Here is a 24,175-nt window from a genome sequence, read left to right as displayed (position 1 = left end):
CGTATGAGACAGTACTGACTATGAGTACTGTCGGAATCGTCTTTGTCACTGCCCTTTGCTGCCTCGCATTGGGTTTTGCCTTGGGCTACCTGTACCGAGGCCAGCAGCCCACTGTCGCCCAAGCACCCGCTCCGGAACTACCAACACCCGTCGATCTCACCCCTGTCACGCGAGAACTCGAGCGCCTAAGCAACCACATCAACGACATTGATGAGGATCGAGCCGTCGCATACTCCGCGATCGCCAGCCAGGTCCAAGCAATCACACGTACCTCTGCGCGCTTGTCAGACCGCACTAGCCAGCTCATTACCGCTTTGCGCTCTCCACAAGTTCGTGGTCGCTGGGGCGAGATCCAGCTTGAACGCGTCGTCGAACTCGGTGGCATGATCGAACACTGCGACTTTGACGTCCAAACCTCCGCACGGGTCCGTGGACAGCTTTACCGCCCCGATATGCTCGTGCATCTTAGCGGCGGGCGCAACGTCATCGTCGATGCGAAAGTACCGTTCTCCTCCTATCTTGACGCGCTAGACACCGATGATCCTGAAGAGAAGCAAGGGTACTTGCATCGGCATGCCCACTTGCTCCGCCAACACGTCGACACCCTCGCGTCGAAAGACTATATTTCGGCCTTTCAGCCCACGCCTGAGTTTGTCGTCCTTTTCGTACCGGCAGATCCTTTTCTCGACTCCGCCTTGCAACAAGACCCCGACTTGTTGGACTACGCCTTCTCCAAAGACATCGTTCTTGCCACCCCGACAACGCTCTTCGCACTTCTTCGTACCGTGGGCCTTGGTTGGAAAAACGAAGACATTTCCGAACGCGCCAAACAAGTCCAGCGACTTGGGGCTGAACTCTTCACTCGCCTCAACACAATGGCCGATCACTATAACCGCGTCGGAAGCTCCTTAAATAAAGCAGTGGAAGCATTCAACTCCACGCTGGGATCAATGGACTCGCGCGTGATGGTTACTGCAAGGAAGCTCGCCGACCTCGATGTCCCTGTTCGATCCGGAGACAAGCCAGTCGAACTTTCCACAGTGAATTCCGCGCCCCGCAAAGCAGTAAATGATAGCAATCACTTTCAACATTCCGATCTTCAAACAGATTCACAAGCTACCTACGGGTAGAGTGAGGAAGCGTGTCTCACTTGTCCAGCCGGAGCCATTCCTCCTCAAAGTTTGAAGGGCTACCACTCCTTTCTGCCATCGGCATCATCATTGCCGCGCTGATCACCGGTTTTCTGATCAGTTGGAACGCTCAGGAACTCGGCTGGCCGATGATGTGGATTTTCGCCATCGCCTGCGTTGCGGTCACCTTCTTGGTTAACCCTAAGGGGCTTTACCTCACGGTTGTTTCCATCCCAATTCTTTTCGCCATTTTCGTTTTGCTTACCGGCTGGTTTGTCACCCGATCCCAGCAAGCAGAAGGCGCGGATCCGTTTTCGACAACCGCCCTCATCATGGCGGCTTTTCCTCTAGCGCAATTTTTCCCAGCCCTCATCACTGTGGTCATTGCCTGCCTAGTCATCTCAGTGGTACGCATCGCGCTACTGAAAAAGTTCAACGACAAATCCGAAGAAATTGCGATTACTCGTCGCCAACAAGTGGCCGAGGAAGATCGGCGCAATCGCCGGACCACCCAAGAAGCACGCAGTCGTTCCAGTCAAGTAACAGTGCAAGAGCTTCTCGAACGCAACAAGGCGCGTCAAGGCCGTGATCATGGCAGCTACAGGCGTTCGTCGGAAAGCTCGGGACGGCCAGTAGACCGACTTTGATATGCAAATAACCCCGCACACGATCGCGGTGTGCGGGGTTATTTGCACCTACCAGTGCTACTTGTTTTGAATGGAGCGCAGCATGCGCGGAAGCGCGAACGTGATGGTCTCCACTGTGGTGGTGACCTCTTCGGCGTTGCCGTAGCCACGCTCAGCGAGCCATTCCACCACCTCGCGGACCAGAATTTCAGGGACAGACGCACCCGAGGTCACACCGACGGTATTTACGCCTTCCAACCATGCCTCATCGATCTGATGCGCGTAGTCCACCAGGTATGAAGCGTCCGCGCCGGCGTCTAGGGCAACCTCAACAAGGCGCTTGGAGTTAGACGAGTTCTGGGAACCGACAACAATGACCAGCTGGGTGCGCGGAGCAATGGCTTTGACTGCGGCTTGGCGATTCTGCGTTGCGTAGCAAATATCATCGCTCGGCGGATCTTCCAAGCTTGGGTATTTCTCGTGCAGCCTAGCGACAATCTCCATCGTCTCATCCACACTCAAAGTTGTCTGAGACAACCACACCAGCTTTTGGTCTTCCGGGAAATCTGGCGCATTGTCCACTCCTTCTAGACCATCAATCAAGTGGGTTACCTCTGGAGCTTCACCAGAGGTACCTTCGACCTCTTCGTGTCCCTCATGTCCCACAAGAAGAATGTGATAGCCATCGCGGGCAAAACGCTTGACCTCATTGTGCACCTTAGTCACCAATGGGCACGATGCATCGAGGGTGAGCAAGTTCTTCGAATCCGCAGCATCACGCACCGCCGGGGAAACACCATGAGCAGAAAACACCAAATGGGCACCTTCCGGAACCTCGTCGGTGTCATCGACAAAGATCACGCCACGATCCTTCAGTGTGTCCACAACATAACGGTTGTGAACGATCTCCTTGCGAACGTAAATCGGGGCACCGTACTTTTCCAGCGCCTTCTCAACGGTTTCTACTGCACGGTCTACTCCCGCACAGTATCCGCGAGGGGAAGCCAAGAGCACATTCTTGCCTGCAGCATCATCGGTAAAACTCATGGAACCCAGCGTAACCAAAAGCAGTCTAAAAGGATAGGCTGGGTAAGTTCCCGCCGTCCCACGAATTCCAAGTAAGGAGTGTCACAGGTGGCAGAAGACGCACAAAAGCCTCCAACCAGTACACCGGAGGCCCCGTGGCCGGTAAGCAAGGTAAACACCACCATCAAAGGCTGGATTGAACGTTTGGGCTGGCTCTGGGTCGAAGGTCAGCTGACCCAAATCAACATGAAGCCGTCTTGGAAGCTGTCCTACCTCACATTGCGTGATACCGAGGAGCAGACCAGCGTTCAACTGACCTGTTCCACTGATCTACTGCGAAAGCTCCCCGCACCGCTCAAGGACGGCGATCGCGTCGTCGTTCATGGCAAACCAGCATTTTATGCAGGTCGCGGGACATTTTCACTGTGGGTCACAGACATCCGTCACGTCGGTGAAGGCGAGCTACTGGCCCGCATTGAGATGTTGCGCAAGCAGCTTGCTGCCGAAGGGCTTTTTGATCCCTCGCGCAAACGGCCGCTGCCCTACCTTCCAAAGAAGATTGGCCTTATCACCGGCCGCGGTTCAGCCGCCGAGCGCGATGTCCTCTCAGTCGCGCAGAACCGCTGGCCAGCCGTTAACTTCCGCGTGATCAACACCGCGGTCCAGGGTGCAAACGCCGTACCAGAAGTAGTCGAGGCCCTGCGCACGCTTGACGACGACCTCGATGTCGACGTCATCATCATCGCCCGCGGCGGAGGTTCCGTCGAAGACCTCCTACCGTTTTCCGAAGAGGCGCTACAACGAGCCGTTGCCGCTGCGGTAACACCCGTCGTGTCTGCCATCGGACACGAGCCAGACAATCCCGTTTTGGATAACGTCGCGGATCTTCGAGCAGCCACCCCGACCGATGCAGCAAAGCGAGTTGTACCCGACGTAGTACAAGAACGCGAACTTGTCAGGCAAGCACGCGAGCGGATGGCCGCAGCTTTACGAGGTTGGGTAGAGCGAGAACACCGTGGGCTAGCCAACATTCGCTCACGGCCGGTACTCGCCGATCCCCTCACTCCGATCCGCCAGCGGAAAGAAGAGCTTGACCGCGCCGTTGCGATGATTCGTCGTGAAGTGTCCTATCTTCTTGGCCAAGAAACTTCGCGGATCCAGGCGTTGCGGGCACAAATTTCTGCGCTGGGCCCGGCGGCCACGCTGGAACGAGGTTACGCCGTTGTCCAAGTCGTGCCGCGTGATCATTCCGCTCCACAGGTGGTCACCAACATCGCGCAGAGCCCACCAGGATCACAGTTGCGTATCAGAGTCGGCGACGGCTCTATTACTGCAGCGAGCATGTCCACCACACCAGCAGACTAATCACAAAGAACCATATTCAGGAGCAAATAACTATGTCAGACAATGTATTTGGTACCGGTCAGGCCGGAGAGAACGCTTTCCCGGATGTTGCAACTTTGACCTATGAGCAGGCGCGAGACGAGCTGATCGAGACCGTCAAGATTCTCGAGCTTGGACAGATGAGCCTTGACGAGTCGCTGAAATACTGGGAACGTGGCGAAGCATTGGCCAAGCGCTGTGAGGTTCTTCTCGACGGTGCATCACAGCGCGTTGAAGCAGCATTGGGCACGCAAGAAAATGAGTAAGGCTACCTATTAGGTAGTGGGAATCGGCGCCGTCTTTACCGCGGTTTCGATTAACTGAGTGAACTCTTCCGGCGTGCCAGCGCCGGTAAAAAGTAGTCGTGCGTCGCCCACATCTGTAGCCCAAATATCGCGTACACCATCTTGCTTCGATGAGTACACCTGTACTTCAGCCCCACCTATTGACTCGGTTCTGGATATCTCGCGTGGGTCATCATCGATCTCAACGACCGCTTTGTCCAGCTCAACTCCCGTTTGAGTCATGGACAGATAGCCCTTGTCCGGTGTCACCCAGCCGATCACAGGCGCTGGCTCACCGCCAAGCATGGACCGTCGCGCCGAATTTGTTACCCAATCTTCTGGCATCTCGGGATAGCGCAGTGGAAATGAGACCGCGCGCGCTTCCATATCTGTGAAAGTCTTCGCGTCAACTTCTTGCACTGGCCCGCTCTCGGGAGCGCCTGGGTTGAAGGAACAAAGACCTGTAAATCCCACGGAAATAAGCATGACTGCGACGAGCACGCCGATTGTCAGCGCCATGTCCTTGCCACCTTGAAAGATCCGAGGTCGTTTTTCTGCTGCCACGCCAGCAAGTATTGCACGCCCTGCGGACTTCGCACTCTCCACCCCCGAATTTGCGGTGTGTGCCCGCCTAAAAGCACATTACGCTGCATGACCTACGCCACATACCCCTCAACGGGTGAGGAATCCGCACTGCCTCAAGCATAAAAGTGCAAGAATGGTGTTTGGTCGTTGCTACGCAATCACCCCTTTAAGTATTACCTAACACTTCTTGCCCAGGAGGCTGACACCTGATGACCACCAACACGCCGGAGAGCCCCGACCGTAACCTTGCAATGGAACTCGTTCGAGTGACGGAGGCCGCGGCGTTGGCCTCAGGCCGCTGGGTCGGTCGCGGCAAGAAGAACGAAGGCGACGGCGCAGCCGTTGATGCCATGCGTCAGCTGATCAACTCCGTCAACATGGATGGCGTCATCGTCATTGGTGAGGGCGAAAAGGACGAGGCCCCAATGCTGTACAACGGCGAAAAGGTGGGCAACGGCGAGGGCGCCCAGGTGGACTTGGCAGTCGACCCTGTTGACGGCACTCGTCTGATGGCAGAAGGTCGCCCCAACGCGATTTCCGTCATCGCGGCTGCAGAGCGCGGCACCATGTACAACCCGAAGGACGCGTTCTACATGAACAAGATCGCGGTTGGCCCAGAGGCTGCAGGCAAGATCGACATCAACGCATCCGTGGAGGACAACATCAAGGCCGTTGCCAAGGCGAAGGGTGTGCTCCCCATTGAGGTCACCGTTGTCGTTTTGGATCGCCCACGCCACGAACAGCTGGTCAAGGAGATCCGCGCAGCTGGCGCAAAGGTGCGCTACATCATGGACGGCGACGTTGCAGGCGCTATCGCAGCAGCGCAGGACACCAACTCCATCGATATCGCAATGGGCATCGGCGGCACCCCAGAAGGTGTCATCACCGCCTGCGCGATGAAGTGCATGGGTGGAGAAATCCAGGGCAAGCTGGCTCCTCAAAGCGAAGAGGAAATGCAAAAGGTCCTCGCTGCTGGCCACGACCTAGACAAGGTTCTTCTCATGGACGACCTTGTTGCTTCCAATCACTGCTACTTCGCAGCAACCGGCGTGACCAACGGTGACATGCTGCGTGGCGTTTCCTACCGTGCGAATGGTGCAACCACTCGTTCCCTCGTGATGCGTTCCAAGTCGGGAACAGTGCGTCACGTAGAAAGTGTTCACCGTTTGGCGAAGCTGCAGGAATACTCCGTCATCGATTACTCCGATCCACTCGATTAATCCCTGATCAGAACCCCAATCCAACACTGCGCCCCTCACCCCTCATTCTGACTATCCTTGGGGCACAGGGCGAAGCAGTGGTGCCTTTCTAAGTTTTCATCCCCGTACGATTACTCCCCTAAGGAACAAGGAAGAAATATGACCGAGCAGGAATACCGCATCGAACACGACACCATGGGCGAAGTTAAAGTCCCAGTAGACGCTTTGTGGCGCGCGCAGACTCAGCGTGCTGTAGAGAACTTCCCGATCTCGGGTCGCGGCCTCGAAGCTGCTCAGATCCGCGCACTTGGACTCCTCAAGGCTGCTTGTGCACAGGTCAACAAGGATTCCGGCGATCTTGACGCAGCAAAGGCTGACGCCATCATCGCTGCTGGTAAGGAAATCGCGGACGGCAAGCACGATAAGGAATTCCCTATCGATGTGTTCCAGACCGGTTCCGGAACATCCTCGAACATGAACACCAACGAGGTTATCGCTTCTATCGCGAAGGCTAATGGCGTTGAAATTCACCCGAACGATGATGTCAACATGGGCCAGTCCTCCAACGACACCTTCCCTACCGCTACTCACGTCGCAGCAACCGAAGCTGCGGTCAACGATCTCATCCCAGGCTTGAAGGTGCTCCACGAGTCCCTCGCAAAGAAGGCTGCCGAGTGGAAGGACGTAGTTAAGTCCGGCCGCACCCACCTCATGGATGCTGTTCCGGTCACCTTGGGCCAGGAGTTCGGTGGCTACGCGCGCCAGATCGAGCTCGGCATCGAGCGCATCGAGGCAACTCTGCCTCGCCTGGGTGAGCTGGCAATCGGCGGCACCGCTACCGGTACCGGACTGAACACCCCTGCAGACTTCGGCGCAAAGGTCACCGAGGAGCTGAAGAAGCTCACCGGCGTCCAGGAGCTAAAGGAAGCAGTCAACCACTTCGAAGCTCAGGCAAACCGCGACGGACTTGTCGAGTTCTCCGGCGCAATGCGTTCTGTTGCCGTGTCCCTGTACAAGATCGCCAACGACATCCGTCTGATGGGCTCCGGCCCGCTGACCGGTTTCGCCGAGATCCACCTGCCAGACCTGCAGCCAGGTTCTTCCATCATGCCGGGCAAGGTCAACCCGGTTCTTTGTGAGACCGCTACCCAGGTTTCCGCTCAGGTGATCGGTAACGACGCTGGTGTCGCATTCGCAGGCACCCAAGGTCAGTTCGAGCTCAACGTCTTCATCCCGATGATGGCGCGCAACGTTCTCGAATCCGCTCGTCTGCTGGCTAACACCTCTCGTCAGTTTGCAACCAAGCTGGTCGACGGCATCGAGCCAAACATCGACCGTATGAAGACCCTCGCGGAGTCCTCACCTTCCATTGTGACCCCGCTGAACTCTGCAATCGGTTACGAAAACGCAGCGAAGGTGGCTAAGACCGCGCTGAAGGAAGGCAAGACCATCCGTCAGACCGTGATCGATCTTGGCTTCGTCGATGGTGATAAGCTCACCGAGGAAGAGCTTGACCGTCGCCTAGACGTGTTGGACATGGCTAACACCGATCGCGACTAACCCCCCGATCCTAACCAGCCCGGCGCTTGATCTTTCAAGCGCCGGGCTTTTTCTCCTCATGACAGATTCCTTTTCCCAGCTAAAGAACGCCGCCGGCGCCAATCGACCCGTCGTAGTCGGTGGCATCATCGTGCTCCTAGTCGCGCTAGCAGCGGCCGTGATCGCCGGCTGGATTGCGCTTTCCGACGACCAATCGGCCCCAGCGCCTCCGACTCAGGTGACTGTCACCGCCACGCCCGAAACCCCTGGATTCTCCCCAGATAATCCTCCCGAGGGAACATATGTCGGCGAGTTGACTAGCCTTGCCGACGACACCCAAGGCGAGCGCTGGCAAGCAGTAGCTACCTTTGGCGGTGGCAGCGGCATGATTACGTATCCAGATCAAGGATGCGCGGTATCACTGAAGCCCAAGGAGGCAGATACCTACTCCTCCACCGCGCTGACGAGAAAATGCACTGGTACCGAGGGGTCGTGGGTAATCACTACTCCGGAATCTGGGCTGGTCGACTTGGTCTATCTCTTGGATGGCAAGCCGATCGTCGAGGGAACTTTATCCCTCGGGTTCCCCGTCCACGCGCAGTAGCCTCATTAGGTAATCATTGGGGGTAATGACAACGGCCTGTGCTTCACGATCAAAGGACGAGAGGGTCTCAACGACGCCCTCGTGCCAGAAATGGACCAAACGAGACAGTGGTCGCGCCGTGGGATATGTGATGGCCATTTTCGCCACGTCGTTGAGCGCATCGATGAGCTCTTTGCCTTCGGATACTGGGCACACAAGGATCGTTGAATAAGAAGGCATCGCGAAAAGCAGTCCCTTGGAACGATCGACTCGAGGGGCAAATGTGTCCAAGACCAGATCAAGATCGATTGCAGCATTCGCGATTTCGGAGCTCACCGCTTCAATGGCCACCATGTTGTCCGGCAGTTCTTTCACATCGACGTCATAGGTCGACTCGATATCTTTGCGGAGATTTACGCGCGCTGCGTGGTGGAGAGTTTCAAGATCGTCGATACGCGCCAGCGCAGCGTTTGCCATTCGCTTGTAGCCTTCCCCCGTATCGATCACCACAGTGAGCGAGGTGTCATTTGTGAAGTCGCCATTGCCGTCGGCAACCGCGATGAGGCGGGGACGCAGGGAAGCATAGACGTTTGCCGTCTTCGAGCCCCTTCCTTGGGGCCCTGCGAGCATCTGGTCCACTAATGCCTGGGCGATGCGCTGTGGTGCTTTGGGGTGGACGTTTGCTGAAAGTTGCCGAATCGCTCCCGAAAGGTCAGCATCAATTGTGCCGAATCTCGGATGATCCAGCAGCACGCTGCGTCCTGTAATGCGGACCGATGCGCCGCGGTGAGCGGCTGCCTGGCGAAGTTCAGTGCGCAGTTCCGTCGCACGAGAGCGATCGAGACCCGGAAAGTTTGGATCAGGCTCTGCTGGCTTGCGCTTGGCTTGGTTGAATATTCCCACGCTTGCCACCTTCCTTCTTCTGCTTCCACTCTAGGCTAGGACCATGCCTAAGTTTCTACCGAGCGTAGACGGAGTTGGGCCGTGATGAAAGGCGTTGGGATTATCGCCCTAATTCACCGTTCCGAATGTTTGTTTAGCGCGGTGTAATATGTGAGCAATAAGCAGCACATGTTTATTTCTGATTGATTCTCTCGTTTCTGATGCTGGGCTAGGTTTTGACCAGCTCGCCAGAATCCAAGAACTCCAGGCACGCCCTCGCTTGCGGATTTTTCTATTTTCCGGACTGATTTACCAATTTGATAAAGGAGATTGAGTGGTAACCAACCACCAAGAGCAGGCCCCACGTATCGGTCTCGTCTTTACGGCGCTTGTCACAACCATGCTGATGAGCTCCCTCGGACAAATGATTTTCGCTACCGCATTGCCGACGATCGTCGGCGAGCTTGGTGGCGTCGAGCAAATGAGTTGGGTAATCACCGCCTTCCTTGTATCCATGACAATTGCCATGCCGATTTTCGGCAAAGTCGGCGATGCGATCGGGCGAAAGTGGCTCTACATCTTCGGTATCGCAGTATTCGTCATTGGATCATCGGTGGGTGGTTTCGCCGACAGCATGGAAGGACTTGTCATCGGCCGTGCGATCCAGGGCTTTGGCGGCGGGGGCATGATGGTCACGTCTCAGGCGATCGTGGCAGAAGTGATTCCTGCCCGGCAGCGTGGAAAGTTCATGGGCATCATGGGCGCTACCTTCGGCGTATCCTCGGTGCTCGGCCCTGTCCTTGGCGGTTGGTTCACCGATGGCCCCGGCTGGCGCTGGGGCATGTGGATGAACATTCCACTTGGTATTGCCGCCATCACAATTTGTATCTTGGTCCTCCGCCTTCGCGCTGGAACCAGCGACCGCAAGCCTTTTGACTGGCTGGGTACGCTTCTTATGGCTGTCTCCACCTCGAGCCTGATCCTCCTGACCACATGGGGCGGAAATCAGTACGCATGGCTCTCGCCCACAATCTTGTCCCTTATTGCTCTTACCGCCGTCACCGCTGTCCTGTTCGTCATCGTTGAGCTCAGGGTCGAAGACCCACTCATCCCAATGGGACTGTTCCGGAACCTCAATATGACCCTGACCACCGCTGCCGGCACTGTTCTCGGACTTGCGATGATGGGTGCGCTAGCCTACTTGCCCACCTACCTGCAGATGGTCCACGGCATGAGCCCTTCGGCTGCCGGCTTGATGATGACGCCCATGATGATTGGCATGCTTGGTACGTCGACGGTAGTGGGCATGGTGATTACGCGTACAGGCAAATACAAGATTTATCCGATTATCGGTATGGCTATCGTGGCGGTGTCGTTACTGCTGATGTCGCGTCTCACCGCGGACAGTTCGCTTGTCACAGTCGGCGTGTACTTGTTTGTCTTTGGCTTCGGGTTGGGACTGGTGATGCAGGTTCTGGTCCTGATCGTGCAGAATTCGTTCCCCATCACTGTCGTGGGCACGGCAACCGCCGCCAACAACTTTTTCCGCCAGATCGGCTCCTCGTTGGGCTCGTCGCTAATCGGCGCTTTGTTCATCGGCAATCTGACGAGTCAGCTAGACACCAACATCCCGCAGGCACTAGAGCGGATGGGGCCAGAGGGCGCACCCTATGCAGAGGCCTTCGCCGCAGGTGGCAGCGGAACGCAGTCGTTGACGCCCGCGATGGTCAACGACCTGCCCGAGGTGCTTCGCCACGCGATTACCGTCAGCTACAACGATGGTCTTACTCCGGTTTTCGCGCTGATGGTGCCGCTGGCGATTCTTGCCCTGGTGCTTCTTTTCCCAATCAGGGAGGACACTCTGAAGGACACAGTGGAGTAACTAGTAGTTTTCTGCTGCTTCTTCTTTTTCTTCAGGCTTCGGCAGCAGCTTCTCGTAAACATCGGTGTCACGCCACTGCCCCGCCATTTCGCCGTATGTCATTTTGGCTAGGTGGTGGTAGGTTCCCACTTTTTCGAATCCGCGAGAAAGGTGAAGTGCCGCAGAACCTTCGTTTTCGGGGAAGACCCACGCATGGATCGCCCACTTGTCCAGCTCGGTGCAGACTTCGATGAGGCGATCGAGTAGAGCTCCCGCAACTCCCCTGCCACGGGCATCCGGATGAATGTAGATCGAGTCTTCGACAACGCCATGAAAAACACTTCTCGACGAAGCCGGCGCCGCTGAAACCCAGCCCAGCAGTTTATCGTCATTGTCTTCTTCCACTGCGACAAAGACCGTTTCAATCAGCTTTGCCCGAGTGAATTGTTCCCACGTTGGACTTTGAGTCTCGTAGGTCGCGTGGCCCGTAAAGAGGCCCATTTCGTAAATTGAGCGTACCTGGGGGTAATCCTCCGGACGCACTGGTCGCAACTTAAAGCCAGTGTTGGTCATGCTGCCCCATTGTTCCCGATAGAGGCAGCACGACGCAACAATTGTGTTTAGTTGCCGTCTTCAAGAAGGTCTGTGACCAATTCCGCAATGGCAGAACGCTCGGAGCGATTCAGCGTGATATGCGCGAAAAGGTCGTGACCCTTGAGCTTCTCGATAACAGCCTGAACTCCGTCGTGGCGACCAACGCGAAGGTTGTCGCGCTGCGCGACGTCGTGGGTGAGAATAACGCGGGAGCCGCGTCCCAGACGTGAGAGAACAGTGAGCAAGACATTGCGCTCTAGCGACTGGGCCTCATCAACGATGACGAAGGAGTCGTGCAAGCTGCGACCACGAATGTGAGTCAGCGGCAGGACCTCAAGTAGGTCGCGGTCCATGATTTCTTCCATGACGTTGTCAGACACAACGCCCTCAAGGGTGTCATACACTGCCTGTGCCCATGGATTCATTTTGTCGGTCTCACTGCCTGGCAGGTAACCCAGGTTTTGGCCGCCTACTGCGTAGAGCGGGCGGAACACCACGATGCGCTTGTGTAGGCCGCGCTCCAACACGGCCTCAAGGCCTGCGCACAGTGCCAGAGCGGACTTTCCGGTGCCCGCGCGACCACCGACGGACACGATGCCCACGGAGTCGTCGAGAAGCAGGTCGAGCGCGATGCGCTGCTCTGCTGAGCGACCGGATAACCCAAAGGCGTTAATGTCGCCGCGAACCAAGCGCACTCCGCCGCCCGGTGCCACTCGCCCAAGCGCGGACTGGCTACCGGAGTTCATCTTGACACCGCAGTGGACTGGCAGGTCTTCGGTGTCGATGGCCACGTAACCGGTGGCGAAGAGCTCATCGATATCGTCGCTGTTGACATCGAGCTCGGCCATACCCGAGTAGCCGGTCAGCACAACGTCCTGTGCGTGGTACTCGTCTGCAGGCAGACCGACGGAACCCGCTTTGACGCGTAGCGGCACATCTTTGGTAACAAGGACGGTGTCAATGCCCTCATGCATGAGGTTGAGTGCGCAAGCAAGGATGCGGTGATCGCCTTCGGTTCCACGGAATGCCGCGGGAAGAAGCGACTGGTCTTGGTGGTTGAGCTCGACGCGGAGGGTGCCACCATCAACATTGACGGGCACTGGCTGGTCTAGTCGGTCGTAGTTTTGGCGGAAGTCTTCCAACATGCGAAGAGCTTGGCGGGCGAACCAGCCAAGCTCTGGGTGATGACGTTTTTCTTCCAACTCAGTGATAACCACGAGTGGAAGAACGACGTGGTGTTCGGCGAATTTCCGCAGGGCCCAAGGATCTGACAACAACACGGATGTGTCGAGAACATACGTTTTCACCCCCACCTTATTGCCAAAGTTTTCCGTGAATTCGGAAGAGTAATCAAGTTCGGTGACGGATGGCTCAAACATCAGGTTGCTCCCCTAGCTTTGTTTTCCGGACAACACCGACGCTAAGGGAGCAAGGTTTAAATTACATTGTTGGAAGATGAACTTCAGGTGACCAGGTCTCAACCTGTGGGACAGAGTTAGTTTTGTTCGATCTCTGCTTCCCACTTGCCATTATTTTGTACCCAGTTGATCACGCCGTTGGTAAACGTCTGGGTCCATCCTCCGTCGATCTCCTCTTCAGGCCCGGTCGGCAGACCGATGGTGTTGTTCAATCCACCGTCGTTGGCCCACGTTTCAGCGATCTTGCCCACCAGCGGGGCCGCACCAGATTCCTGTGCCCAAGCGAGAAGGTTCCCCTCCTTGAAGGATGCCAACGCACCGTGGGCATCTTGCTGGATCGTCTCTGGGTCACCCCACTCGCCGACAACCTCATCGATCGCAGCCTTGAAATCTGCAGGCACCAGGGTCACAGTGCCATCAGCGGTCTTCAGTTCGACTGACTCGCTAACCTCGCCGTCGGTGGCTTCAGCACCGCTCTCCTGCGATGCCGACTCGGTGGCGGACGTCGCTGCAGATTCCGCGTTGGTATCCGCGTTGGTATCCGCGCTAGTTTCCGCGGTTGATTCTGACGGAGTATCAGTTGGCTCAGAACCGCAGGCGGAAAGTCCTCCTGCTAAAGCCACAACAGATACGAGAGCAACCAATGTGCGCTTCATGATGGATGGTCCTTTTCACTCAGTGACGGCGATATTCGAACATGTCCGTACCGTCGCTACCTTTTCAATACGATTTCAATTATCTAAGATACCGCTTAGCGACCTCGACGTTGCCCCCTCTTTAGGGGTTGTTTACCTCCCCGACGCGCCTCCTTGGCCAAGCGCTTCTCCTTCGCATTGCGCTTCGGCGCGGCCACACGCGACGAGTTAGCAGTCCTCCCCTTGGCGATTCCCACAAAATCCTGAATCGCATCGTCGTCGTCAGTTTTCCGCCATACCAGAGCGATCGTTGTTTGTTCCTGTGGCCCATTTTTTAAGGTCAACGGCACAACTTGCTTCTTCGACAACACCTTCAGCAGGGGCTTCGGCGCAAACGCCACGCCGACGTTCGCAGCGACCACCTGCAAGGCAGCACGCAAATCCGCGATCGTCCCGCCATCGAAATTTACGTGTTCATCGACAACATCGTGCATCTCCACCGCCTCGCCCACCTCGGCATACACGGATTCCTTGGGCACTGCCACGCCCGGTTCTTCGTCGTAAAGCCGCACAACATGGAATTCTTCGGTGATTCGTGCATCTGGCAGCCTCGTCAAAGCAAGGTCACACCGCTTATCGACGAGATCCTGGAACGCGTCATCGGAATCGAACGAAGAAAGGCCGTGAGTGGTGGAGCGCTGAAAGCGCCTGAACCATTTGGTCGGCTCAGTTCCGGTGACAAACGCGAGGGTCAACATGGGTTAAATGCTACCGTCGACACTATGAGTGAAGAATTAAACTTCGACAATGAGCCATCCGGCCGGGCGATGAAGCCTGCGACAGCAGCAAAGAAACTTGGCATCTACCTACCTGCAACCCCGCAGGAATTCCAGGACGGCGCCGTGACCCACGGGCAGTTGCGCGATCTGCAAGACAACCCGCCTGAGTGGCTGACTGAGCTACGACTCAACGGCCCGCACCCACGCCCTGAAGTTGCCCGCAAGCTTGGGATCTCCATCACCGCATTGAAGCGCAATGACATGGACAAGCCACTGACCACTGCCGAAATCAAGGAGCTGCTAGCTAATCAGCCGGAGTGGCTCAGCACGGCCCGCACTGAATTGGCCGAAAGCCGCGAAGGAAAAGACTCCGCCGAGTCTTAGACTGCAACTGCCTTCGCTTCGGCATTGTAGAACTCTCGCTTCAAGTAAAGCTCCCCATCAAGGTGGAGCTTTACTTTTGTCGCCTGGTCGCGCAGTTGCAGCTTCACCCGCAGATCATGGCCATTGGTTGAGACGTGGTACGCGATTTGTTGATCAACGAAATGGCTGATGCATACATCCGCCGTGGCGATCCATGGGTTGGTCTTTCTCAGATGAATAAGTTCGCGGTAAAGCTTAAACATCCAGTGCCCGAAGCCGAAAAGCTGGTCCGGGTAGTCTGGCAGCTCAGGCCGGAGAGCATCGTCTGCTTCCCAGCCTTCTCCTTTCTCGCCGCGGAATGCTTGCTCATCCCCGTAGTAAATGGACGGCAAACCAGGAATCGTTAGCAATACGACCGCCGCCAAGGCTGCGCCCGCATCACCCGTTGTGCTGGCGATACGCGAAACATCATGGTTGCCCACGAATGTTTGCATCAAGTTGCGGGAAGAAAACTCCTGATGACGTTGTAGAGCATGATCCAGTTCCCAAAAATTGTGCTGCGCCACAGAGTTCCACACGGCGTGCCAGACTTCGTATTGCGTCATGGTGTCAAGCTTTGCATCGTGTGCAAACTGTGCGTAATCGCCGTGAATCATCTCGCCAAGGAAGTAGGCATTGGGATGGCGTTCACGAACGCGGTCAGTTACCTGCTGCCAGAACCACGTGGGAACGTCGTACGCCACATCGAGGCGCCAGCCGGCGATTCCTCGATCGAGCCAGAAGTTCATTACATCAACGACAAAATCGACGGTTCGGGGATCGTCGTGGTCGAGTTCAGCAAGGGTGCCGTCCCCCTCCCAATCTGCGAGTTGGCCGTCACCGTTTCGCTTTACGGGTCCGCCATACTTTACAAAATCATGGTGCACACAAACGTGGTTGAATACGCCGTCGAAGACGACATCGATGCCGCGGGCACGGGCTTCGTCGATAAGCACCTGCATGTCACCTTCAGTTCCCAAGCGGGAATCGATGGCGAAGTGATCTAGGGTGTCGTAGCCATGGGCCGTGGATTCGAATACCGGCCCAAGAAGTAAACCGGTTACACCGAGCTCTGCGGCGTAGTCCAGCCAGTTCACAAGGCGCAAGATTCGGTGGCCTGCGTCTGAACCATCTGACGGTCGGTTTCGAATGGGAGCGCCTGTTGCTCCCAAGGGATAGACCTGCCACCAGATGTGCTCAGCAAGGTTGAGTTCTAGATTGGTCATGGCAACAATCTAGCCCGTTTGATCATCTCTTTCGAATTTCCGACACGGTAATGAGGCAAGTTCGCACTTGACGACGAAGCGCGCCACAGATCACAACTTGATCTGCGGCGCGCGTCAAAGCACTCGGAAGCTGAAGTGTTAGAGCATCTTCCAGTCTTCAAGCCCCTCGTACAGTGGGTACTGCTCAGCGAGCTTGGTCACACGCTGACGAAGTGCAGCTACATCAGCGTTCTTGCCGGCCGCGAGTGCAGTACCGATGATGTCGGCAGTTTCTGTGAACGCAGCTGCATCGAAGCCGCGGGTAGCAAGCGCAGGAGTGCCGATACGCAGGCCAGAAGAAACGGCTGGTGGACGTGGATCGAAAGGAACGGAGTTGCGGTTTACGGTGATGCCAACCTCGTGCAAGAGGTCCTCCGCCTGCTGGCCGTCCATCTCAGAGTTGCGCAGGTCAGCCAGAACCAAGTGAACATCAGTGCCACCGGTCAAAACGTCCACGCCTGCAGCCTTGCAGTCGTCCGCGGTCAGTCGCTCGGCAAGGATGCGGGCGCCCTCAAGAGTACGTTCCTGGCGGTTCTTGAATTCCTCAGAAGCCGCGACCTTGAGCGCAACCGCCTTTGCTGCCACAGCGTGCATGAGAGGTCCACCCTGCTGGCCAGGGAACACCGCGGAGTTGAGCTTCTTACCGTGCTCTTCCTTGGCCAAGATCATGCCGGAGCGAGGGCCGCCGATGGTCTTGTGAATCGTGGTGGACACAACGTCAGCGTGTGGCACAGGAGATGGGTGCAGTCCAGCAGCCACCAGACCTGCGAAGTGAGCCATATCGGTCCACAGGATCGCTCCGACTTCATCGGCAATAGAACGGAAAGCTTCGAAATCCAGGGTGCGTGGGTACGCGGACCAGCCAGCGATGAGAACCTTTGGTCTCGCCTCAAGCGCGATCTCGCGGACCTTGTCCATGTCGATGCGCATGGTCTCTGGATCAACTTCATAGGCCACAACGTTGTAAAGGCGGCCCGAGAAGTTTGCCTTCATTCCGTGAGTGAGGTGGCCACCGTGGGCCAAGGACAGACCCATGATGGTGTCGCCCGGACGAGCCAACGCGTGCAAGACTGCAGCGTTTGCCTGAGCGCCAGAGTGCGGCTGAACATTGGCGTATTCAGCGTCGAACAGCACCTTAGCGCGGTCAATAGCGAGGTTCTCAATGACGTCAACGTTCTCGCAGCCACCGTAGTAACGCTTGCCCGGGTAGCCTTCGGCGTATTTGTTGGTCAGAACCGAACCCTGCGCCTGGAGGACGGCACGTGGCACAAAGTTTTCGGACGCAATCATTTCGAGAGTGGTCCGCTGGCGGGTGAGCTCGCCGACAATTTGAGCATGGACCTCAGGGTCCAGCTGGGCGAGTTCTTGGTAGAGGACATTATCCGACATAGAAACCTCTAGGCACCTTTCAGGAATTTTCGGGATTACCAGGATGATCTTACGACATACACCTTTGTTAACTGGGCCTAAGCTCGCTTTAATTGCGAAAGGTGCAACAATTGCACCCATGGCCCGCAGTACCGACTCAAGCCCATACCTCGATTTCGACCGCGATGCGTGGCGAGATCTCCGCGCCACCATGCCCCAGGTGCTTACCGCCTCCGAGCTGGAAACACTCCGTGGTGTCGGTGAGAACATCGACATGGACGAGGTTTCCGATATTTACCTCCCCTTGTCGCGTTTGATACATCTACAGGTCTCCGCGCGCCAAGGGCTCACTGAAGCGACGGAAACTTTCTTAGGCGATAACCCCGGCCATGTCCCGTTCGTCATCGGTGTTGCAGGTTCGGTTGCCGTGGGCAAATCAACAACCGCCCGTCTCCTCCAGGTTCTGCTCCAGCGTTGGGAGTCCCACCCACGCGTGGATCTTGTGACCACTGACGGTTTCCTTCTCCCCACCGAGGAACTCGAACGACGCCGACTGATGTCACGCAAGGGTTTTCCTGAATCCTACGATCGTCGCGCATTGCTTCGCTTTGTCACCGACGTCAAGTCCGGAAAACCTTCTGTAAAAGCACCTGTCTATTCACACACCGCCTACGACGTGCTTCCCGACGAATACCAACTCATCGAGAAACCTGACATTTTGATCCTCGAGGGCCTCAATGTCTTGCAAACCGGGCCGACTCTGATGGTCAGCGACCTCTTCGATTTCTCGGTATATGTCGATGCGCGCACTACTGACATCGAGCATTGGTATATCGAACGTTTTCTCAAGCTGCGCCAGACTGCTTTCCGCGAGCCCGGCGCGCACTTCGCCGGCTACGCCGACCTTGATGATGCGCTCGCTTCACACGAAGCGCGCGAAATCTGGCAGTCCATCAACTTGCCCAACTTGGTAGAAAACATCCTCCCGACCAAGGTACGAGCAAGTCTCGTGCTCTACAAGGGTCGCGATCACCTTGTCGAAAGAGTAAGGATGCGCAAGATTTAGGCTGCAGCGTCTCGGGCCCACTGCTCAACTGCATCAAGCTCTGCGAAATCCACATGATCAGTGTCTTTTCCGTAGCTCTCGATCATTGCTTTTTCGTTCGCGGACTTCTTTGGCTTCAACTTCAAGCTGTTGATGATTCCGAACATCACGGCCTTGTGTGCTGCCGAAAGCTCGGAATAGTTTAGTCGCCCAGGGAGGTAGAAACGACGAACATCGGCACGCTCGTCGCCGAGCGCTGCCTTGAGGTAATCGCTGCGGCGAGCTTCGTCGATAAGCGTCATGCCCACCGCGCACACAGCGACGGGGCGCTCCCCCAACGAGTGGGTCTTAACAAAGCTCACGGCAGGGATTGACGGGCCGTGCACTGGAGAGAAAACGATGAGGGGACCATCACCAGTAGGGGCATTGTCCCCGATCTCTTCGGCGGTGGTGCCAAGTCGCTGAGCCAGTTCTTCGGCGTAGTCGCGTGCGGATCCATAATTGGTTGCGTAGAACACGGAGGTCATGCAGACAACTTTACTTGCCAAACCGCCTGGATCGTTGGGAATACTCACGCAAAGCACGCAAGAAGTCGATCTTGCGGAAAGCCGGCCAATACGTATCCGTGAACCAGATCTCCGAGTAAGCCGCCTGCCACAGCAAAAACCCGGAGAGGCGTTGCTCGCCCGAAGTACGAATCACGAGGTCAGGATCCGGCTGGCCCGAGGTGTATAGGTGTTTCGAGATCGACTCCACCGTAACTGCGTCGGGCAGCTCCCCTGCAGAGACGCCTTTATCCAAAGCATCGTGGAGCAGATCCTTTACCGCGTCGACGATTTCTTGGCGTCCGCCGTAGCCCACAGCGATGTTCACGGTGAGTCCAGGCTTTTCCGTGGTAGCTGCTGCTGACGACTTCATGCGCTCTGCGACTTCTGGGGGAAGCAAATCAAGATGTCCAACGAGGCGAACCTTGCATGTGAATTCCTCCGCGGCAAGATCCTCAATCACCTTGGAGATAATGTCGAAGAGCAGCTCGACTTCCCCCTGGGTGCGCTGGAGATTCTCAGTGGACAGAAGGTAGATCGTGATTACTTCCACCTCGGTGTCAGCGCACCACCGAACCAGCTGCCCGATCTTGTCGGCACCTGCTCGGTGGCCGTGCGAGACATCTGTAAAGCCCGCCTCGCGCGCCCACCTGCGGTTACCATCTGCCATGACGGCAATGTGCTTCGGCTGCTTCTTTCCGCGCAGCTCACGTTCCAACCGCGCCTCATACAGCGGATACAGGATTCGTTCGAGCACATTCACGCCCTTCAGTGTAGCCCGAAGCTACTTTCCTCTGCGAGTGCGTACCGCATGTGCGAACTCTTCCAGCAGATCAATCGTGGAATCGAAATCCATACAGGCATCAGTCACGCTCTGCCCGTACACCAAACCCTCACCACCATTAACCTTCAACTTCTGTGGGTCGAGCTTTTGCGCACCGCCCACCAAGAATGATTCCAACATCACACCAGCAATTGCCTGGTTTCCAGCGGCGATCTGGCTGGCAACGTCGCGTGCAACATCGACCTGTCGTTCGTGATCCTTGTTGGAGTTGGCGTGAGAGGCATCAATCATCAAGCGAGAGCCGTCCGGAAGCTTCGAAAGAGCGCCTTCCACGGAAGCTGCATCGAAGTTTGGTCCATTAGTGCCACCACGCAAGATAACGTGACAGTGCGGGTTGCCTTCTGTCTCTACAACGCTTGGAACACCGTCGTCGGAGACGCCAAAGAAAAAGTGCGGGTGCTCTGCTGCACCCACTGCGTCGATCGCCACTTGAAGCGAACCATCAGTGCCATTTTTGAACCCAATAGGCATCGACATTCCGCTTGCCAGCTGACGGTGCACCTGGGACTCTGTCGTGCGAGCGCCGATCGCGCCCCACGCGACGGCGTCCGCGTAGTACTGCGGGCTCGACGGTTCTAAGAACTCACACCCAGCCGGCAGCCCGGTTTCCACCACGTTGGTTAACACTTCCCTAGCCAAGCGCAGGCCCTTTTCAACCTCGAAAGACCCGTCAAGGTTGGGATCGTTAATCAGGCCTTTCCAGCCGACGGTGGTGCGCGGCTTTTCAAAGTACACGCGCATCACGATCTTTAGATCTTCGTCAAGCCGCTTGGCCAGTGGAGCCAAGCGATCCGCGTATTCTTGGGCCGCCACAGGGTCATGGATCGAACAGGGCCCGACAACGACGACAACGCGGTCGTCCTCGCCAGCAAAAATGTCAGCGATCTCTTGTCGGTCTTGCTCCACTTTCAAGAGCTTGTCCTTGTCAAGGGGCAGATCCTGCTGGATTTCGAGCGGGCTTGGCACCTGGTGAAAATTACGGACACGCTTGTTGGAGGTCGAAGCCGAGTGTGGAAGGGATACCGGGGTGGACATGTGGTGCGCTACTTTCTGTCGTTTGAGAACTTCGGAATCTGCGGAGTAATGAGGGAAACAAAAAAGCAGCTCCTCAACCCTTTCGGGGAGGCGCTGCTTAGGCTCCAGGTATGTTCGGTCAGGCAAATAAACAAGACCGGGTCATCGACCCTGGAGCCTTGTCAAAATAAAATCGCTGTGCGAACATGCCCACACCGTACCACGAAGATGTAACGAGTGTGTCTGAAGTCTCTAGAACTTCGAATCTTCGCGCAGATCAAGCACTCCGGCATCGGCCATCGCCTTGTCCACTGCTTCTTGATCAAATACATCAAGACCGTGTGCTTCGGCGAACATGCGACGACGATTGAAGCGAGAGTAACGGCGGTGGAAGAACCAACCCACCGTCAAAATGATCACGGCCAAGCCCACCAAAATGAGAAACCCGATAGGTGAGGCTTTACCAAACTCGGGGCCAAGCGGGCCGTCGTTCGGCTGCTGTGCCAACACATCGACGACCATAAGCTGGCTTTGCGCCGCCCAGGTCTGAATCGTCTGCGTCATCATTTACGGATCACTCCTCGTCTTCCGCTGCAGCTGAATCTTCCTCCAGCTTGATTCCAGCGAATAGGTCGTCTTCCGGCATGTGCGTAGACACCCGGGTTCGAGCCAGCTCGAACTCCTCTGTTGGCCAAAGCTCCTGCTGGTCTGCTACTGATGTTGCCAAAAAGGCACCCGCCGGGTCAATCTGCGTCGCATGCGCCAAGAGCGCCTGCTCGCGGTTGGAGAAGTACTGGGAGCACTCCACCTGAGTGGTAACGCGCGCCATGATGTCTGCACGGTTTTCCTCCCAACGCTTAATCATCGGTCCATAGGGACTGCGCTTACCGGCAGCGCGCAGGCGCTCGTCGAAAAGCTGCATGCGCTGCAAAACGAACCCGTGCGTGTAATACATCTTCAATGGAGTCCACGGCTCGCCAGCCTCAGGAGCAAACTCGGGGTCACCAGACTTTTCCCATGCCATCATCGAAATCTCGTGCACCATGAGGTGGTCTGGGTGTGGATATCCGCCGTTTTCATCGTACGTAATGATGACGTGCGGGCGGAACTCACGGTAGAGCTTGACCAGCTTCTTGGTCACCTCGACTGGATCCTGCAAAGCGAAACAACCTTCGGGCAAAGGTGGCTTTGGGTCGCCCTCGGGAAGTCCTGAGTCTTCATAGCCGAGCCAGATTTGTTGTACACCGATGGCTGCTGCGGCCCGGGCCATTTCTTCACGACGAACTTCGATGATGTTTTCCAAGACCCCGGGGCGCTCCATCGCGGGGTTCAAAATAGAGCCACGCTCGCCGCCAGTACAGGTAACCACGAGGACTTCGTGGCCTTCATCAACGTACTTCGCCATGGTCGCTGCACCCTTTGAAGATTCATCATCAGGGTGGGCATGGACCGCTATGAGACGCAAGCCGCTCACTCGAATTCCACCTTCCGCTCGGGTTTTCAAATGCTTCACCTTTAGGTTATTGATGACCAATCTTAGTACCCTTAGGGCTAAAGTCATTTATGTCTCTTGTTTATCGTCAGTTGTGTGAGGTTTAACGTCTGTGACCACCCCGAATCAAGCTCGCCCTGCAGATCGATATGGCAAGCAAAAAGATCCCAAGAAGCCACAGGGTATCGCGGGGAAAGTGGTTGCGATCGTCCTCGTCTTGGTCTTCGCTGCAATTTTGATCATGGCGGCACGACTGCTGTATTCCAAGGATGCCTCCCCTGTTAGCGCCTCATTCATTACGCATGAGCGTCTCGACGACACCACCTCCCGAGTCTGGATCGATGTTGTCCGTGAGGACACCTCTAAGCCGACCTACTGCATCGTCACTGCCTTGAATTACGGTATGGCCGAGGTTGGTCGTCGCGAAGTGATCCTGCCTGCCGGTGGAGAGGAGCAGGTGCGCATGTCCGTAGATCTACCGGTGCGCGAATACCCCGTCTCCGGCAAGGTCTACGGCTGCGCCGAGGACATCCCGTTCTACATGAACGTGGACGATCCCACCTACACGCTGGACTAACTACCAAGGCTTTTGATTGCCTATGGTAGTATTCCCCGATAGTTATTTTGGGCACCATGATCGTCTTCTACGCTTAGCGACGATCCCTACCGCCAACATGTTTCCACAAGGGAAGGTTTGTCACACATGGCTGAAGTTCAGAAGCAATACATCACCCCAGAAATGAAAGCCAAGCTGGAGCAGGAACTCCAGCAGCTGATTGATAACCGCCCAGCCATCGCCGCTGAGATCAACGAGCGTCGAGAGGAAGGCGACCTCAAGGAGAACGCGGGCTACGACGCAGCCCGCGAGCAGCAGGACCAGGAAGAAGCACGCATCAAGCAGATCTCCGAGATCCTAGCGAGCTCCACCACCGAGCGCACCGGCGTTGTCGAGGGTATGGCCCTTGTCGGTTCCGTGGTTCACGTCTACTACAACGGCAACAAGGACGACAAGGAGACTTTCCTCATCGGTACCCGTGCGGCATCGACTGGAAATAAGGACCTTGAGACCTACTCCGAGCAGTCTCCGCTCGGCGCTGCCGTGATTGGCGCGTCCGAAGGTGAAACCCGCACCTACAAGGCTCCCAATGGTCGCGACATTTCGGTCACAATTGTGTCCGCGGCACCGTATGATTCTGACAAGGCCGCAACTCCGCGCGCTCAGTAGGACAACCCAATTTCACTAACTTAAAAGGACTACAAAGGTAACCATGCGTATCTCCCGTAAGCTCTCTGCGATTGCCCTGGCTGCTCTTACTGCAGGCGCTATCTCTGCGTGCACTCCTCCAAACGAGAACCCATCCGACCAGAAGGTTCCAACCGCTGAGACCCAGAACCCAGATTCCCTGAAGGTCGAAGACGCTGAAGGCGCCGAGGGCGCGGAAAAAAAGGAAGCGGAGTCCACCGAGGAAACTTCCACGGACTCAACCTCCACTGAGGCGACCGACGTTGAGGCAACTGACACTGCTACTGCCGACGACACCATGGGTGTTGAGCAGGGTGCAACTGGCACCGGCGTGGCTCAGTAAATCACCTTGTAGGCTCTAAGCAATTCGCACCACCTGGATGCTGCCCACGCAGCCTCCAGGTGGTGTTTTGTGTAGTACAGATGCGCATGA

The 24,175-nt window shown here is 56.4% G+C and carries 27 protein-coding genes; 13 read left to right on the top strand and 14 right to left on the bottom strand.

What is annotated here, in order from left to right:
- Window positions 1-20: 20 nt before the first annotated feature.
- On the top strand, window positions 21-1,130 hold the full coding sequence (locus QP027_RS03745; RefSeq protein WP_284826105.1) for a DNA recombination protein RmuC: 1,110 nt from the start codon (window positions 21-23) through the stop codon (window positions 1,128-1,130).
- Window positions 1,131-1,141: 11 nt separating this feature from the next.
- Window positions 1,142-1,777, top strand: coding sequence for a DUF6542 domain-containing protein (locus QP027_RS03740; RefSeq protein ID WP_284826103.1), 636 nt, complete (start codon window positions 1,142-1,144; stop codon window positions 1,775-1,777).
- A gap of 57 nt (window positions 1,778-1,834) precedes the next feature.
- Here the strand turns inward: QP027_RS03740 and QP027_RS03735 are convergent, their stop codons facing one another.
- Window positions 1,835-2,803, bottom strand: coding sequence for a 4-hydroxy-3-methylbut-2-enyl diphosphate reductase (locus QP027_RS03735; protein WP_284826101.1), 969 nt, complete (start codon window positions 2,801-2,803; stop codon window positions 1,835-1,837).
- An 87-nt stretch (window positions 2,804-2,890) separates the two neighbouring features.
- Here QP027_RS03735 and xseA point away from each other — a divergent pair, with 87 nt between their 5' ends.
- Both xseA and QP027_RS03725 read left to right on the top strand, forming a co-directional pair.
- Complete coding sequence (gene xseA / locus QP027_RS03730; protein WP_432418606.1) at window positions 2,891-4,147, top strand: exodeoxyribonuclease VII large subunit; 1,257 nt, start codon at window positions 2,891-2,893, stop codon at window positions 4,145-4,147.
- A gap of 32 nt (window positions 4,148-4,179) precedes the next feature.
- Entirely contained in the window at window positions 4,180-4,431 is a 252-nt protein-coding gene (locus tag QP027_RS03725) for an exodeoxyribonuclease VII small subunit (RefSeq protein ID WP_284826097.1), read from the top strand.
- A gap of 9 nt (window positions 4,432-4,440) precedes the next feature.
- Here the strand turns inward: QP027_RS03725 and QP027_RS03720 are convergent, their stop codons facing one another.
- Window positions 4,441-5,013, bottom strand: coding sequence for a DUF4245 domain-containing protein (locus QP027_RS03720; RefSeq protein WP_284826096.1), 573 nt, complete (start codon window positions 5,011-5,013; stop codon window positions 4,441-4,443).
- 230 nt (window positions 5,014-5,243) lie between these two features.
- Here QP027_RS03720 and glpX point away from each other — a divergent pair, with 230 nt between their 5' ends.
- The 3 genes from glpX to QP027_RS03705 all read left to right on the top strand — a co-directional run bounded on the left by glpX (window position 5,244) and on the right by QP027_RS03705 (window position 8,376).
- Entirely contained in the window at window positions 5,244-6,254 is a 1,011-nt protein-coding gene (gene glpX / locus QP027_RS03715) for a class II fructose-bisphosphatase (protein WP_284826094.1), read from the top strand.
- Window positions 6,255-6,392: 138 nt separating this feature from the next.
- Window positions 6,393-7,793, top strand: coding sequence for a class II fumarate hydratase (locus QP027_RS03710; RefSeq protein ID WP_284826092.1), 1,401 nt, complete (start codon window positions 6,393-6,395; stop codon window positions 7,791-7,793).
- Window positions 7,794-7,851: 58 nt separating this feature from the next.
- Window positions 7,852-8,376, top strand: coding sequence for a hypothetical protein (locus QP027_RS03705; protein WP_284826091.1), 525 nt, complete (start codon window positions 7,852-7,854; stop codon window positions 8,374-8,376).
- On the opposite strand, the gene QP027_RS03700 is transcribed toward QP027_RS03705, so the two are convergent.
- Entirely contained in the window at window positions 8,344-9,258 is a 915-nt protein-coding gene (locus tag QP027_RS03700) for a hypothetical protein (protein ID WP_284826089.1), read from the bottom strand. The genes QP027_RS03705 and QP027_RS03700 overlap by 33 nt on opposite strands.
- Before the next feature lie 313 nt (window positions 9,259-9,571).
- Here QP027_RS03700 and QP027_RS03695 point away from each other — a divergent pair, with 313 nt between their 5' ends.
- Window positions 9,572-11,119, top strand: a complete 1,548-nt coding sequence (locus QP027_RS03695) for an MDR family MFS transporter (protein ID WP_284826087.1) — start codon at window positions 9,572-9,574, stop codon at window positions 11,117-11,119.
- Here QP027_RS03695 and QP027_RS03690 read toward each other — a convergent pair whose 3' ends face one another.
- The 4 genes from QP027_RS03690 to QP027_RS03675 all read right to left on the bottom strand — a co-directional run bounded on the left by QP027_RS03690 (window position 11,120) and on the right by QP027_RS03675 (window position 14,503).
- The gene (locus tag QP027_RS03690) at window positions 11,120-11,671 is read right to left on the bottom strand and encodes a GNAT family N-acetyltransferase (protein ID WP_284826084.1); all 552 of its coding nucleotides are present in this window, start codon (window positions 11,669-11,671) and stop codon (window positions 11,120-11,122) included.
- 47 nt (window positions 11,672-11,718) lie between these two features.
- On the bottom strand, window positions 11,719-13,071 hold the full coding sequence (phoH2, locus tag QP027_RS03685; protein WP_284826082.1) for an RNA 5'-3' helicase PhoH2: 1,353 nt from the start codon (window positions 13,069-13,071) through the stop codon (window positions 11,719-11,721).
- Window positions 13,072-13,187: 116 nt separating this feature from the next.
- The gene (locus QP027_RS03680) at window positions 13,188-13,766 is read right to left on the bottom strand and encodes an LGFP repeat-containing protein (RefSeq protein WP_284826080.1); all 579 of its coding nucleotides are present in this window, start codon (window positions 13,764-13,766) and stop codon (window positions 13,188-13,190) included.
- Window positions 13,767-13,861: 95 nt separating this feature from the next.
- Entirely contained in the window at window positions 13,862-14,503 is a 642-nt protein-coding gene (locus QP027_RS03675) for a LysR family transcriptional regulator substrate-binding protein (protein WP_284826078.1), read from the bottom strand.
- Window positions 14,504-14,527: 24 nt separating this feature from the next.
- On the opposite strand from QP027_RS03675, the gene QP027_RS03670 reads away from it, so the two are divergent.
- The gene (locus QP027_RS03670) at window positions 14,528-14,908 is read left to right on the top strand and encodes a DUF5997 family protein (RefSeq protein WP_284826077.1); all 381 of its coding nucleotides are present in this window, start codon (window positions 14,528-14,530) and stop codon (window positions 14,906-14,908) included.
- Here the strand turns inward: QP027_RS03670 and QP027_RS03665 are convergent.
- A complete protein-coding gene (locus QP027_RS03665) occupies window positions 14,905-16,152 on the bottom strand; it encodes an alpha-amylase family glycosyl hydrolase (RefSeq protein WP_284826075.1) in 1,248 nt (415 codons plus the stop codon). The genes QP027_RS03670 and QP027_RS03665 overlap by 4 nt on opposite strands.
- Window positions 16,153-16,290: 138 nt before the next feature.
- Window positions 16,291-17,580: a serine hydroxymethyltransferase gene (glyA, locus tag QP027_RS03660; protein WP_284826073.1), complete on the bottom strand. Its 1,290-nt coding sequence runs from the start codon at window positions 17,578-17,580 to the stop codon at window positions 16,291-16,293.
- A 118-nt stretch (window positions 17,581-17,698) separates the two neighbouring features.
- Here glyA and coaA point away from each other — a divergent pair, with 118 nt between their 5' ends.
- On the top strand, window positions 17,699-18,625 hold the full coding sequence (gene coaA / locus QP027_RS03655; RefSeq protein ID WP_284826072.1) for a type I pantothenate kinase: 927 nt from the start codon (window positions 17,699-17,701) through the stop codon (window positions 18,623-18,625).
- Here coaA and QP027_RS03650 read toward each other — a convergent pair.
- From QP027_RS03650 to mca, 5 genes are all read right to left on the bottom strand, one after another.
- Window positions 18,622-19,131 (bottom strand): flavodoxin domain-containing protein, encoded by a 510-nt coding sequence (locus QP027_RS03650; protein WP_284826071.1) that lies wholly within the window; start codon window positions 19,129-19,131, stop codon window positions 18,622-18,624. The genes coaA and QP027_RS03650 overlap by 4 nt on opposite strands.
- Before the next feature lie 10 nt (window positions 19,132-19,141).
- Window positions 19,142-19,912, bottom strand: coding sequence for an isoprenyl transferase (locus tag QP027_RS03645; RefSeq protein ID WP_284826070.1), 771 nt, complete (start codon window positions 19,910-19,912; stop codon window positions 19,142-19,144).
- Window positions 19,913-19,933: 21 nt separating this feature from the next.
- Window positions 19,934-21,028: a 3-deoxy-7-phosphoheptulonate synthase gene (locus QP027_RS03640; protein WP_284826069.1), complete on the bottom strand. Its 1,095-nt coding sequence runs from the start codon at window positions 21,026-21,028 to the stop codon at window positions 19,934-19,936.
- 231 nt (window positions 21,029-21,259) lie between these two features.
- Window positions 21,260-21,574: a hypothetical protein gene (locus tag QP027_RS03635; RefSeq protein ID WP_284826068.1), complete on the bottom strand. Its 315-nt coding sequence runs from the start codon at window positions 21,572-21,574 to the stop codon at window positions 21,260-21,262.
- Window positions 21,575-21,581: 7 nt separating this feature from the next.
- Window positions 21,582-22,481: a mycothiol conjugate amidase Mca gene (gene mca / locus QP027_RS03630; protein ID WP_284826065.1), complete on the bottom strand. Its 900-nt coding sequence runs from the start codon at window positions 22,479-22,481 to the stop codon at window positions 21,582-21,584.
- 130 nt (window positions 22,482-22,611) lie between these two features.
- Here mca and QP027_RS03625 point away from each other — a divergent pair, with 130 nt between their 5' ends.
- The 3 genes from QP027_RS03625 (at window position 22,612) to QP027_RS03615 (ending at window position 24,085) form a co-directional block, all read left to right on the top strand.
- Window positions 22,612-23,076, top strand: a complete 465-nt coding sequence (locus QP027_RS03625; RefSeq protein ID WP_284826064.1) for a DUF4307 domain-containing protein — start codon at window positions 22,612-22,614, stop codon at window positions 23,074-23,076.
- Window positions 23,077-23,202: 126 nt separating this feature from the next.
- The gene (greA, locus tag QP027_RS03620) at window positions 23,203-23,724 is read left to right on the top strand and encodes a transcription elongation factor GreA (RefSeq protein WP_284826063.1); all 522 of its coding nucleotides are present in this window, start codon (window positions 23,203-23,205) and stop codon (window positions 23,722-23,724) included.
- A 43-nt stretch (window positions 23,725-23,767) separates the two neighbouring features.
- Window positions 23,768-24,085 (top strand): hypothetical protein, encoded by a 318-nt coding sequence (locus QP027_RS03615; RefSeq protein WP_284826060.1) that lies wholly within the window; start codon window positions 23,768-23,770, stop codon window positions 24,083-24,085.
- The last annotated feature ends 90 nt before the right edge of the window (window positions 24,086-24,175 follow it).

The organism is Corynebacterium breve, from assembly GCF_030252165.1.
Lineage (GTDB): Bacteria > Actinomycetota > Actinomycetes > Mycobacteriales > Mycobacteriaceae > Corynebacterium > Corynebacterium breve.
Note: the sequence above shows the minus strand (reverse complement) of the source record. Positions and strands in the feature narration are given on the sequence as shown.

Excerpts from the sequence above, each read along its gene's own strand:
- QP027_RS03745 (WP_284826105.1), top strand. The coding sequence starts at position 21 with ATGAGTACTGTCGGAATCGTCTTTGTCACTGCCCTTTGCTGCCTCGCA.
- QP027_RS03735 (WP_284826101.1), bottom strand. The coding sequence starts at position 2,803 with ATGAGTTTTACCGATGATGCTGCAGGCAAGAATGTGCTCTTGGCTTCC.
- QP027_RS03725 (WP_284826097.1), top strand. The coding sequence starts at position 4,180 with ATGTCAGACAATGTATTTGGTACCGGTCAGGCCGGAGAGAACGCTTTC.
- glpX (WP_284826094.1), top strand. The coding sequence starts at position 5,244 with ATGACCACCAACACGCCGGAGAGCCCCGACCGTAACCTTGCAATGGAA.
- QP027_RS03710 (WP_284826092.1), top strand. The coding sequence starts at position 6,393 with ATGACCGAGCAGGAATACCGCATCGAACACGACACCATGGGCGAAGTT.
- QP027_RS03705 (WP_284826091.1), top strand. The coding sequence starts at position 7,852 with ATGACAGATTCCTTTTCCCAGCTAAAGAACGCCGCCGGCGCCAATCGA.
- QP027_RS03690 (WP_284826084.1), bottom strand. The coding sequence starts at position 11,671 with ATGACCAACACTGGCTTTAAGTTGCGACCAGTGCGTCCGGAGGATTAC.
- phoH2 (WP_284826082.1), bottom strand. The coding sequence starts at position 13,071 with ATGTTTGAGCCATCCGTCACCGAACTTGATTACTCTTCCGAATTCACG.
- QP027_RS03680 (WP_284826080.1), bottom strand. The coding sequence starts at position 13,766 with ATGAAGCGCACATTGGTTGCTCTCGTATCTGTTGTGGCTTTAGCAGGA.
- QP027_RS03675 (WP_284826078.1), bottom strand. The coding sequence starts at position 14,503 with ATGTTGACCCTCGCGTTTGTCACCGGAACTGAGCCGACCAAATGGTTC.
- QP027_RS03670 (WP_284826077.1), top strand. The coding sequence starts at position 14,528 with ATGAGTGAAGAATTAAACTTCGACAATGAGCCATCCGGCCGGGCGATG.
- QP027_RS03665 (WP_284826075.1), bottom strand. The coding sequence starts at position 16,152 with ATGACCAATCTAGAACTCAACCTTGCTGAGCACATCTGGTGGCAGGTC.
- glyA (WP_284826073.1), bottom strand. The coding sequence starts at position 17,580 with ATGTCGGATAATGTCCTCTACCAAGAACTCGCCCAGCTGGACCCTGAG.
- coaA (WP_284826072.1), top strand. The coding sequence starts at position 17,699 with ATGGCCCGCAGTACCGACTCAAGCCCATACCTCGATTTCGACCGCGAT.
- QP027_RS03650 (WP_284826071.1), bottom strand. The coding sequence starts at position 19,131 with ATGACCTCCGTGTTCTACGCAACCAATTATGGATCCGCACGCGACTAC.
- QP027_RS03640 (WP_284826069.1), bottom strand. The coding sequence starts at position 21,028 with ATGTCCACCCCGGTATCCCTTCCACACTCGGCTTCGACCTCCAACAAG.
- QP027_RS03635 (WP_284826068.1), bottom strand. The coding sequence starts at position 21,574 with ATGATGACGCAGACGATTCAGACCTGGGCGGCGCAAAGCCAGCTTATG.
- greA (WP_284826063.1), top strand. The coding sequence starts at position 23,203 with ATGGCTGAAGTTCAGAAGCAATACATCACCCCAGAAATGAAAGCCAAG.
- QP027_RS03615 (WP_284826060.1), top strand. The coding sequence starts at position 23,768 with ATGCGTATCTCCCGTAAGCTCTCTGCGATTGCCCTGGCTGCTCTTACT.